Below are 11,431 nucleotides of genomic sequence, written 5' to 3'. Positions count from 1 at the left end.
GTCGATTATTGCGAGATTGTTCTTCCCGACGGTGTCGATGCCGACTGGGCGCTGGATCGATCGGCGTTGTGGAATGGCGCAGAAGCTGCCGAGAAACGCTGCGATGCCCGTGTTGCCCGCGAGTTCGAAATCGCCCTTCCGCATGAGCTGAACAACAACGATCGTTTGTCGCTGACGCGTGCCTTTGCGCGCGATCTCGCCAACCGCTATGGCACAGCCGTCGACTTCGCCATCCACGTGCCCCAGGGTAAAAGCGACATTCGCAATATCCATGCCCATGTGGTGATGACCACGCGGGTGGTGACACCAACAGGCCTCGGCGACAAATCGCTGATCGAGCGCGAGAACAGATGGTTGCTCGAAAACAATCTGCCCACTTCGCATATGCAGATGCGCGATATCAGACAGGCGTTTGCAGAGCACGCCAATTGCCATCTGATGCGGGCCGGTTTCGATATCCGCATCGATCATCGCTCGCATCTGGAGCGTGGCCTGTCGATTGAGCCAACCGAACATATGGGCGTGCATGCCAGCCAGATGCAGCGACGCGGACTGGATGTTGAGCGAAGCCGCATCGAGGAACAAGCTGCGAAACGAAACGCTGTCATCATCAGACGCAAACCGGACGAGGTGCTGCGCCTTCTGACCGACGAGAAAAGCGTGTTTACCCGTCATGATGTCGCCCGTACGCTGCATCGCTACATCAACGACACCGACGCATTCCAGCGGGCACTTGCCACCGTCATGGCATCATCACAGCTGGTCGAACTACAAGCCGAGCAACACGATGAACTGGCGCGCTATTCCACCCGCGAGATGATCGGCATCGAACATGCCATGGCAGCCAGTGCCCTGCGGATGGCAGACAGAGACAGCCATGGTGTGAGAGCAGACCATGTCGATCGCGCGCTTGATCGCCAGGATGCGATGTTGCCGGGTTCGGGCCTCAGTGACGAGCAGCGGACTGCTGTTCGTCACATCACCGCACCGCAACAGATTGCCGCCGTGATCGGTTTTGCCGGGGCTGGCAAATCCACCATGCTGGCGGCGGCACGCGACGCCTGGGAGCGCCAGGGTTTTACGGTTCATGGGGCAGCCCTTGCCGGCAAGGCGGCGGAAGGTTTGACGCAATCATCCGGCATTGCTGCCCGCACTTTGGCATCATGGGAGTATGGCTGGCAAAACGGCAAAGGCGAACTTCAGCGCGGCGACATCCTTGTCATCGACGAGGCCGGCATGGTGGGAAGCCGACAGCTTGCGCGGTTCGTGAAGGAGGTCGAAGTGCGGGGTGCCAAGCTCGTCCTTGTCGGCGATCACGAGCAACTTCAGGCGATCGGTGCAGGCTCGCCCTTCCGCGCCATTGCAGAGCGCATCGGTTCAGTGGAATTGACAGAGATCCGACGGCAGAAACAGGATTGGCAGCGGCAGGCGTCAATTGCCTTTGCCACCCATCGCACCGGTGCTGGACTGGCGGCTTACGCTGAACAGGGCAGCGTCCAGTTTGCCGATGACCGCGATCAGGCGCGCGAACACCTCGTGGCCGACTATCTTGCCGATCGCCTCAACAATCCCGATGCCTCGCGCATTGCACTCGCCCACCGCAGGGTGGATGTTCGCGCCATCAATGACGGGATCAGAGAGGCGCTTCAGGCGCAGGGGCTGCTGGCAAAAGGCACCGGTTCAGGCATCGGAAACGGTGAAGCATCAACTGCCAAAGTCGAGGTGCGAGCTGCTCAAAAAGCCGCCCGCGAGATCGTCTATCAGACCGTCAACGGCAAGCGGGGCTTTACACCCGGTGACCGTATCCTTCTTCTGGAAAACAATCGCGATCTCGGCGTCAAGAACGGCATGTTGGGAAGGGTGGAGGCCGTCGAGCCGAACGCAATACAAATACGCCTCGACGGATCTTCCGCTGGACAAAACGATGCCCGCCTTCTGTCTCTACCCATCAAAGATTACCAAAGCTTTGACCATGGTTACGCCACCACCATTCACAAGGCGCAAGGGGCAACCGTCGACCGCGCCTTCGTCATGGCATCCTCGACCATGGACCGGCATCTGTCCTATGTTGCCATGACCCGCCACCGTGATACGGCAACGCTCTACGCCGGACGTGATGAGCTCAAAAACATCACCGTGCTCAGCGACAGCATGAGCCGGTCCGGTGCCAAGGAGACGACGCTCGATTACATCAAGCTCTTTGCCGAGCGGCGCGGGCTGGCACCGCAAACATCTGCACGGATCGATCTTGCCAACACGCGTGTCCCGGCGCAAACTTCCACCTCCCGTGCTATCCCAATCGCACGAGAAGAGCAGGATCGATCATTGCAAAGACAGCACGCTGTCGAAGCGCCATCTGGCGTGATGCGTGCCAGCGATCCGGTCGATCCTGCGGTTCTCATCGAGCCTGCAAAGGCCTTCACGCAGGCTTCCGAAGTCGCCCCTAATCAGCCACGGGAATACGCCACCCCCGCCCCGCTCATCCCCGCCATCACCCATTACGATCGCACCGTCGAAGACATCGCACGGGAAAAGGCAGGGCCGCATCTGGAGCGCGACCTCGAAACCTTGCGCTCGGTTGCCCAACACGTCTATCGCGATCCTTTCTCCGTCACGGCAACGCTGAAGGCTTTTATCACAAGCGACAAGACCGATGTCCAAGCACTGGTCAAAGCGGTAAAAGAGCGGCCCGAACAGCTCGGTGAACTGCGCGGCACGTCTGGAATGTTCGGCGACAACAAGGAGCGCAAACTGGCACGCAGTTTTGCACATGGCATGTCCAACCATGTCGGTTATGCAGCAGAAACATGGACCCAGCGGCTGAAGGCCGAGCGGCAGTCCGAAACCTGGAAACGTGAGCGTCAGGACGTCGTTGTCGTGCCAGGTCTCACACCCGCCAGCCAAGCCCTTCTGGAACGGTTCGACAGCCTGTCCAAGGCCGACCGACCTGTGTTCCTCAAGCAATTGCTGACAACGCCAGAGGGTCGGGTGGCTATCACCGAGGCCCGCACAATCACAACCGCCCTCGAGCAGCGCCTCGGCAGCGCCGATCCTCGCAACCTGAAACCAGAGGCGCTTAGGCTGGGGCCGGACCTTGCCAAACAACTCGACCAGATCAAACACGTCGCTCGCATCGTTGAGCGCGCCTATAATGCAGACCTCACCCATCAATACGAGCTCAAGCGGTCGCTGACGAAAAGCCTGGGTTTGAGGATGTGAAGTCAACACGCGGAACGCAGTCAATCATCGATGATGGTCGCAGCCCACAGCTGCTGCTTACCGTCCTATACCTCTAGTGAATTTGCGATCCCACCTGCTCAGAAAGCATTCCAGACCTGATAGACCTTCGAGCGAATTTCACCTGTGAGCATGTATTCTCTTCTGCATGTTTTCGACGATTCGATTTGACACTAAGGCATTACACCATCTTACTGAAGACACATCATTGGGTTGAATTAGTTGGATAACATACTATGAAAGCTGAAGGTCCGGGTGGGTGAGTAAGCACGGCTCTCTGCCATCGATAGATGCCCTCTAGTTGATACTGAGGCGTTTGGAGGATCCACAAATCATGGAAAATCGAATGGAAGTTTCGTTCAAAGCAAGGATTCAGGCAGCCCGCCGCGTGCTCTTCGGCAAAGGCGACAACGCTGTAATATGTAGTTTCTGCGGAAAATCCCGACAGGACGGCGTTGGCAATATCGTCGCCGGACCAGGAGTGGCAATCTGTGCCTCATGCGCGCGCATCGGCATGGACTGGGACCTCACCGACAATTTTCCAAAGATAACCGGCACCACGATCGACACATTCTCGATCTTTTACCAACATCAGGCATGCCTGCTCCCACACCACCGGCGGCTTATTGATGATGAACTCCAGTGGTGCGCTGGGGAGTTAAACGCGGAGCTCATAGGCTGGAATTATGGCTGGGCAAAAGGTGATTTCGTTGACGGGTTGACCGTCTACGTGCGAACCAGAGATAATGTGAATATCGCTGTTTTCAGAGAGACATTTACCCAAACCTACCTCCGTCTGGCGTCAACAGATGTGCCTTCACCACGCTCCGCCACACTTGCGGCACCTTGGCCCAGTGAAATACTCTAACCGGCGCACGTATCAATGCACACATCCAGATTGCTGGTTATGAGAACGCCAGCACGACCGTCAAACGTCGTGCCCGCGGCGAGGTGGCAGAGTGGTCGAATGCACCGCACTCGAAATGCGGCATACCTGCAAGGGTATCGTGGGTTCAAATCCCAACCTCTCCGCCAGATTGGACCTTGGGTAGTAAGGTTTCGGTCGAGAAGGTGGGCAACTTGCGAGAGCTACGGTCTACGCAGATATGCCTATCTTGGGTTAAAAGCCGCAACTGAGGCACAACCAGTCGTTAAGATTTTCCCGTTAGTAGCACCTCCACTTCAATTTATTATTTGTGGGGATTTATATGCAGAAACCAAATCGACTTTGCATGCTTTGCCGGAATGTTTTGTGCATAGGCATAGCGGCCGCCTTCGTTGGATTAATCGTAGGCATGGGGGCTGCGACAGCCCTCGTCTTAGGTGAAGACCCCGCTATTGGCACGATAGCTTCACTTTCTCTGATGTTTTTAGTTTTTATTGTCGTCAATTTTCCTTTGAGAATGTCTGATGTAGCGCGATCAAAAATGCGCGGGAAATTTGTTTTTCACTACACTTCGGTAGAAAATCAATCTGGAATTGAACGCAATGTAAATGGGGTTACGGAGATCTGCATTCTTCCGAGTCGAGGGTATCAGAATACATTCAATAGGTTTGCCGCTGGAGAGTGTGCGTTTTTCTTCAGTAAGGAGCCGACGCCTTTTCAAAATTTTGTTAATCGCTGTGGAACAGGTTCCATGGCTCAGTCGGCCCGGGTTTTAGTTCGTGGAGAGGACCTTCCAGACAGAGTATACTGGAGAATTTGGGACGGCTCTGTTTTGATACCCAATGGTTACTGCGGACCCGGTCAGTTTGTCGTCGCAGACAGAATTTAGGAGGGGGCCGAAAAAAGGTGGCACCCCTGGGTGGGCATCCTGCGAGTGATCTTAAACACCAGTTGGAGGTCACATCCGCCGAGCGCACCGCGAGCAGGTGCAGGGTCAATTGGAGGGTGTGCTCGTCGAACCAGACTTCCAAAAGATCGTTGGAATTGTCACCGCCAGCATCGCCGAGAACACGATCGAAATTCCGGAAATTGTGGTAATCCCGAGCCGCGAAGTGAACTTCTGGTTTGAGGATTTCGACCTCAGCAACTTGTCGAGCGTGCGGCATCAGCCAATTTCGGATCGTATCCGTATCCGCAATTTGCGAGACCAATCCCAACGAGAGTTGGCCCGGTCCGTCAGCGCGCCGAAAGAGGCGCGGATCGAGAATTACATCGTCAAACATCTCATCGACATGGATCAGGTCGACTACGACATGGATCGAGATCGTCAGCGGTATCAAGCCCCCTGAACTGACCGTAGGCATCGCAAAGAACGCGTTTCTCACGCGGGATTTGATGTCGCCAAGTCCAACGAGGCACCCAACGCCATTGCCAAGTTTCTCTCTAAAGTATCCGTCTGTAGACATCGTTGAATCCTTACCGCACGAAATAGAAATACTGGCCGCATACGACAGCTTAGTTGCACTTAAACTCGCCCATTGAAAATCCATCGACCGCTGCGATTTTGCCCCTCCACAACATTCCGTTCTGTGGAACTGGATTGCCGCTTCCATCAAAGGCACGGGCTCTGCGAAGGTGAATGTAATTCGGCTTGAGGGCGAAGATGCTCGGTCCTTTCAAAGGCTCATGGTAAACCGGAGCCCAAGCTTCGAAACTCTCGGCTAGCGTCTCGATGATTTCCGGTGAATCAGTATTCGCATTGCGAAACGCCTTCGAAATTTCTTGCATGTACTTGTGCCCGCTAACTACGGTGCCAGAAATCATCGTTCCGCCGACAGTTATTGTCACGTTGATCTCCAAACCGTAAGCTTCAGCATGGCCGTCTGTTACGGACGGCCATGATGTCAGAGCGAGCGCGGTTCTGAAATCCCAGACAGGCTCGTTCAAAGATCTCACCACTAAAGTCAATGCATCGCGAGTAAACGATCTTTTACAGGTCAATGTAGACATTACCGGGCGAGCAGAGGACGTTGCCCGCTCTTGGCTCCAAGGCTCTCCGATCAAACTTACCGCCTCGCCCAACGTCGGGGAACTGGAGGATCTTGAACTCGTCATCCCTGAATCGAGAAGCTCTGTATTCAGAACGGAAGCCTCAGCACTCGTTCGAGTCTGCGAGGTTCTACGCGAAACGCCATTTGAGCCTTGATGCAGCAATCAACCTCGTATCCCCGGAAGATCGAGCTGAGGTAGCATCTCGCGCCCGGTCAGATTTTGACGATGGCATCTGGTCAGAGGAGCCAACAGTGTTGCTTTCTGCCGAGCAACAGCTGCCTGGCTGTTTTGGGTTACAGTAAACTATTGCGCGAGGCTAAAGACCCTTACGCCTAAATGAGGGGGATGCGGATAAAAAGTTGGACTGCTTCAAATTTTAAGGCCGAGGCTCTTACGATATTCTACCGGGCTGAGTGATCCCAGTGATATCTTGATACGCCTCTCATTGTACCATGTGATGTAGGCATCCACTTCTCTGACGAACTGTGCGATTGTGATGGCCTTCCAATCTCGTGGATAAAAGAGTTCTGTTTTCAATCGACCGAAGAAGCCTTCACAAGCAGCGTTGTCTTGCGAGCAACCCTTTCGGGACATTGAACGAACCAGGTTTGCTTCGCTGATCCGTGTTAGCCAGCCGGGCCAGCGATAATGAGCTCCGCGATCGGAATGGACAATTAGCCGTTCCTTGCCTTCGCTCACCGTTTTTATGGCGGCATCCCGCATTGTATTGACCAGGCCCGCATCTGCTTGCGTTCCGATCGACCAACTGATGACCATGCCGTCGAAGCAATCGATGATAGGCGAAAGGTAGACCTTCCCGGCTGGGATCTGGAACTCGGTGATGTCTGTCAGCCACTTCACATTCGGCGCTTTTGCATGGAAGTCGCGATTGATCAGGTTGTCAGGGGCCGGACTGATTTCTCCCAGGTACGATCCGAAACGCCGGCGACGCGGTCGGGCAACGACCAGTTGCTCCTGCTTCATCAAGCGCTGAACAACCTCTTCCGAGATTATCATGCTCTGTCTGGCCAGGGACGCCTGTAGTCTCCGATAGCCGTAGCAACGACGGTTCGCTTCAAAGATTTCCGCAAGGCTGTGGCGGACGGCGGCATACTTGTCTGCCAGACACATGCGCGTGCGATGGTAAAAGTAGGAGCTTCGGGCAATTCGTAGCTGGGCGAGCAGTTCTGGCAAGCGGTAAACTTCCTTTAGGGCGTCATTTAGCTGTGTCTTCTCCCGATTACTCAGGATCAGCAGATCGACGCCCAGACCTTTTTTTAAAAGTTCATTGGCCTTCTTCAGGAGATCATGTTCGAGTTGCAACTGGCGGACATCACGCTGTAGAGCTTCAAGCTGTCGCTCGAGTTCCTCACGTTCTGGCGCTTTGGAGTTGGCTTTGCGGCGTTTCATGGATGTAGAAGCCTCATGACCGAGTAGCTGGTCTTTCCAGTTGCACAACGTCGGCCTGCACACGCCCAGTCGGTCCGCTACTCGTTGGGCACTTTCCTCTCCACTGCAAAGCTCGAAGACACCGACCTGTTTCAAACTCTCAGGATAGGCCGGACGCCACGATCGGCCGACTATGGATGTCTTCGATTCCGGAAACGCTTCTCGAACCCAAGCTGTCAAGGTTCCACGACCGGGATAACCCACCGCTCGCATCGTCGCAGAGATACAGCGATCGTGAGTGCGGTAGTGCTCAAGCGCCGCCTGCTTCTGCTCATCGGAATATTTCCGCGTTCGAGCCGGATAGCGAACACACAGATCACGACGCTGCTCGTACTCGCGGTGCCAGCTTTTTAGAGCATTCTTGGTAGGATAACCTAACTGGCGAATGGTCGCCTTGACCCGCTTGCCAAGCCTGATGTAAAGCTCAACGGCTCGAAGTCTGTCTGCGTAGGAATACATGAACTACCTCCTGGTGGTCCAAGTTTTCGTCCGCATCCCCTCACCCCGCCAGAGGGGTCAATATTCCACGCCGATTGACAGCGATGACCAATCGTCCAATGTGCACTCAATATCTTCGCACAGCCATGTACTCAAGCACCTTTTCGGCCAACTGTTCAGCGGTAAATGTGGCACTATCCAATATTAGCTCAGGGTGCTCTGGTTCTTCATATGGGCTGTCAATGCCGGTAAAGTTTTTGATTTCGCCTCGCCTCGCCTTCGCGTACAGGCCTTTTGCATCTCTTTGCTCAACGACCGAGAGCGGGGCGGCAATAAAAATTTCAACGAACTCGCTCTCTCCGACCAATTCGCGCGCCAACCGCCGTTCGGCGCGAAAGGGCGAAATGAAGGATACGAGCGTTATAAGACCAGCATCGGTCATAAGCCTAGCAACCTCTGCGATACGGCGAATGTTCTCAACCCGGTCAGCGTCGGTAAACCCAAGGTCTTTGTTTAAACCGTGACGAACATTATCTCCATCAAGCAGATAGGTGTGGTGGCCAAGCGCGAGTAGCTTTCGTTCGACTAAGTTTGCAACGGTTGATTTACCAGCCCCTGAAAGGCCTGTGAACCAGAGTATCACAGGCTGTTGTGCCTTTATCTGAGCGCGGGTTGCCTTTGTGACAACTGTAGGCTGCCAATGCAGATTAGTGGCACGCCTCAAGCCGTGCTCTATCATCCCAGCTCCGATCGTGAGGTTAGTCACCCGATCGATGACGATGAAGGCTCCCATCGAAGGATTCTTTTGATAAGCATCATAAACTAATGGTTCGCTGGTGGCGAAGTTTACCAAGGCGACCTCATTTAGCTGGAGGGTTTTCGTAGCAAGCTCTGCAAAGGTATTAACATCTGTCTTGTAACGGATTTCCGTAACCGAGCCCAAGATGGTGCGCGCACCAAGCTTGATCAAAATTGGGCGCCCAGGAATCATCGGAATGTCACTCATCCATATAAGCCTCGCTTGGAACTGATCAGTGATCTCCGGCTGTTTCGATGGTTGACAGAGTACATCCCCTCGGGAAATGTCGATTTCCTCATCCAACGTCAAGGTAACCGCTTGTCCTGCTTCAGCAGAAGCAAGTTCTCCGTCGTAGGTTACAATAGACTGCACTTTTGCTTTTTGGCCCGATGTCACAACGAGAAGCTGATCCCCGACCTTAACCTCGCCAGAAGCTATTGTGCCTGAAAATCCACGAAAGTCGAGATTTGGTCGGTTAACCCATTGAACAGTAAATCGGAAAGGTTGACTGACGGCGTCGGAATGAATTTTTATAGCTTCCAAATGCTCGACTAATGTTGGACCTTTATACCAAGGCATGTTCTCGCTGCGCGAAAGAACGTTATCGCCAAATCGCGCCGAAATGGGTATCGCCGTTAGTGTCTCAAACTTAAGATTAGAAGCAAATTCTTTATATTCGCTGACAATTGTCTTGAATAAATCTTCACTAAAGTCTGCCAAATCTATTTTATTGACAGCCAGGACCACGTTCTTAACACCCAGTAGAGACACTATGAAAGAGTGCCTGCGGGTTTGCGTCAAAACACCTTTCCGCGCGTCTACCAAAATTACAGCCAAATCCGAGTTTGAAGCGCCGGTCGCCATATTTCGCGTATACTGCTCGTGGCCCGGTGTGTCTGCGATGATAAACTTGCGTTTTTTCGTAGTTATGAAGCGATACGCGACATCAATCGTAATTCCTTGCTCACGTTCTGCCTGTAAGCCATCAACCAAAAGCGCTAGATCAATGTCGTCACCAGTTGTACCAAACCGCTCCGAATCTTTCTCAACGCTCGCAAGTTGGTCGTCGAACACGAGCTTCATATCGTACAAAAGCCTGCCAATCAGCGTTGATTTACCGTCATCAACTGAACCGCACGTTAGGAACCGAAGTAGATCCTTCCCATCCGAAGATGGTGTATCCAACGACTGAGGGTCAAGCAATTTGTCCAGACTATCATGCATCAGAAATATCCCTGCCTTTTCTTCTTTTCCATCGAGCTATGATCGTCATGATCGATAAGCCTACCTGAACGTTCAGAAGACCGGGTCCCTAGCATCTCAAAAATAATCTGATCCACTGTGCTGGCTTGCGATTCTATAGCTGCTGTCAGAGGGTAGCAGCCTAGGGTGCGGAATCGTACGGACTTTGTAACTGGCTTTTCCCCGGGCAGAAGGGGAAAACGATCATCATCGACCATAATCCATTGATTATTTCTTTCCACAACCGGACGCCTCGCTGCAAAATAAAGCGGCACGATTTGGATTTTCTCCAGTAAGATATATTGCCAGATGTCTAGCTCAGTCCAATTTGAGAGTGGAAACACTCTAATGGACTCGCCAGGCCGTACTCGGGTGTTATAAATGTTCCAAAGCTCTGGTCGTTGGTTTTTGGGATCCCAGTTGTGATCAGACGTTCGAAATGAAAAAATGCGCTCTTTTGCGCGACTCTTTTCTTCATCGCGGCGGGCACCTCCAAATGCGGCATCAAAACCCTCTCTGTCGAGCGCCTGTCGAAGAGCATCAGTTTTCATCACGCTGGTATAGGTATCGGAACCGTGAACGAATGGAGTTATATTTTCGCTCAATCCCTCCGGGTTAGTATGTTTGATTAGCTTCATGCCGTGATCTGCAACAATTCGATCGCGAAATTCGATCATTTCACGGAATTTCCAAGTAGTGTCGATGTGCAAAAGAGGAAACGGCGGCATTGACGGGAAGAACGCCTTCATGGCTAGATGCAGCATGACGGAAGAATCTTTACCAATTGAATAGAGCATCACCGGCTTTTGGAATTCCGCAGCAACTTCTCTCATTATGAAAATTGCTTCGGATTCGAGCTTTCTGAGGTGTTCGAATTCACCGGTTTGCTTGCCCATTGGTAATCCTTCACGGCGCGTAAATATAATTTACAAGCGGTTATTGAGGGTGCATACGTGACAATTCTCTAGCGCTTTATAACGAACTCCTGCCTGTCACGAGCTATAAATCTGCTTGTTCATCGTTGCAGAATGGCCTGTGTTCGCCTGAAGGCCTTGAAGTAATAATCATCTCATCCCAAGCGATTTCAATCGTTGAAGAGTGTTTGTCTCCCAGAGCGACTAGTTCTTCTTGGAGTCTTTCTTATCGGAAAACCTCATGAACGCCAACATTCCCTGTTTCATCGATAATTCTCTCGCTGACCAGCATTCGAGCGTAACCGTTTTTATTGAGGGAACTAAGGATCATCAAGCCAAACCAGTTACTCGGAAAACGACATATCTTTCATCTGTTGGTGTTCAGCGGCGTTCAGGACGTTCTCGCCTCAGTAT

At 53.0% G+C, this 11,431-nt stretch carries 8 protein-coding genes and 1 tRNA gene; 5 read left to right on the top strand and 4 right to left on the bottom strand.

What is annotated here, in order from left to right:
- From traA to CPJ18_RS26355, 5 genes are all read left to right on the top strand, one after another.
- A partial coding sequence (gene traA, locus CPJ18_RS26375; protein WP_103660491.1) for a Ti-type conjugative transfer relaxase TraA occupies positions 1 to 3,219 on the top strand: 3,219 nt, incomplete at its 5' end.
- A gap of 364 nt (positions 3,220 to 3,583) precedes the next feature.
- Positions 3,584 to 4,105 carry a ClpX C4-type zinc finger protein gene (locus CPJ18_RS26370; protein WP_103660492.1) on the top strand — a complete coding sequence of 174 codons (522 nt, stop codon included), beginning with the start codon at positions 3,584 to 3,586 and terminating at the stop codon, positions 4,103 to 4,105.
- A 77-nt stretch (positions 4,106 to 4,182) separates the two neighbouring features.
- Positions 4,183 to 4,272 (top strand) — tRNA-Ser (locus CPJ18_RS26365).
- A gap of 173 nt (positions 4,273 to 4,445) precedes the next feature.
- Complete coding sequence (locus CPJ18_RS26360) at positions 4,446 to 5,012, top strand: hypothetical protein (protein ID WP_146258737.1); 567 nt, start codon at positions 4,446 to 4,448, stop codon at positions 5,010 to 5,012.
- A gap of 109 nt (positions 5,013 to 5,121) precedes the next feature.
- A complete protein-coding gene (locus CPJ18_RS26355; protein ID WP_103660489.1) occupies positions 5,122 to 5,472 on the top strand; it encodes a hypothetical protein in 351 nt (116 codons plus the stop codon).
- A 166-nt stretch (positions 5,473 to 5,638) separates the two neighbouring features.
- On the opposite strand, the gene gvpU is transcribed toward CPJ18_RS26355, so the two are convergent.
- The 4 genes from gvpU to cysD form a co-directional block, all read right to left on the bottom strand.
- Positions 5,639 to 6,070, bottom strand: a complete 432-nt coding sequence (gene gvpU, locus CPJ18_RS26350; protein WP_103660488.1) for a gas vesicle accessory protein GvpU — start codon at positions 6,068 to 6,070, stop codon at positions 5,639 to 5,641.
- Positions 6,071 to 6,544: 474 nt separating this feature from the next.
- Entirely contained in the window at positions 6,545 to 8,083 is a 1,539-nt protein-coding gene (locus tag CPJ18_RS26340) for an IS3 family transposase (protein WP_103660487.1), read from the bottom strand.
- Positions 8,084 to 8,189: 106 nt separating this feature from the next.
- The gene (gene cysN, locus CPJ18_RS26335) at positions 8,190 to 10,085 is read right to left on the bottom strand and encodes a sulfate adenylyltransferase subunit CysN (protein ID WP_103660486.1); all 1,896 of its coding nucleotides are present in this window, start codon (positions 10,083 to 10,085) and stop codon (positions 8,190 to 8,192) included.
- Entirely contained in the window at positions 10,085 to 10,999 is a 915-nt protein-coding gene (gene cysD, locus CPJ18_RS26330; protein WP_103660485.1) for a sulfate adenylyltransferase subunit CysD, read from the bottom strand. The genes cysN and cysD overlap by 1 nt, the downstream gene beginning before the upstream one ends.
- Between the last annotated feature and the right edge of the window lie 432 nt (positions 11,000 to 11,431).

Source organism: Agrobacterium rosae, from assembly GCF_002915175.1.
Taxonomy (GTDB): domain Bacteria; phylum Pseudomonadota; class Alphaproteobacteria; order Rhizobiales; family Rhizobiaceae; genus Agrobacterium; species Agrobacterium rosae.
This window is presented reverse-complemented; position numbering and strand designations above follow the sequence as displayed.

Bases quoted from the DNA above. Each gene is read 5' to 3' on its own strand.
- CPJ18_RS26370 (WP_103660492.1), top strand. From the start codon at position 3,584: ATGGAAGTTTCGTTCAAAGCAAGGATTCAGGCAGCCCGCCGCGTGCTC.
- CPJ18_RS26360 (WP_146258737.1), top strand. From the start codon at position 4,446: ATGCAGAAACCAAATCGACTTTGCATGCTTTGCCGGAATGTTTTGTGC.
- CPJ18_RS26340 (WP_103660487.1), bottom strand. From the start codon at position 8,083: ATGTATTCCTACGCAGACAGACTTCGAGCCGTTGAGCTTTACATCAGG.
- cysN (WP_103660486.1), bottom strand. From the start codon at position 10,085: ATGCATGATAGTCTGGACAAATTGCTTGACCCTCAGTCGTTGGATACA.
- cysD (WP_103660485.1), bottom strand. From the start codon at position 10,999: ATGGGCAAGCAAACCGGTGAATTCGAACACCTCAGAAAGCTCGAATCC.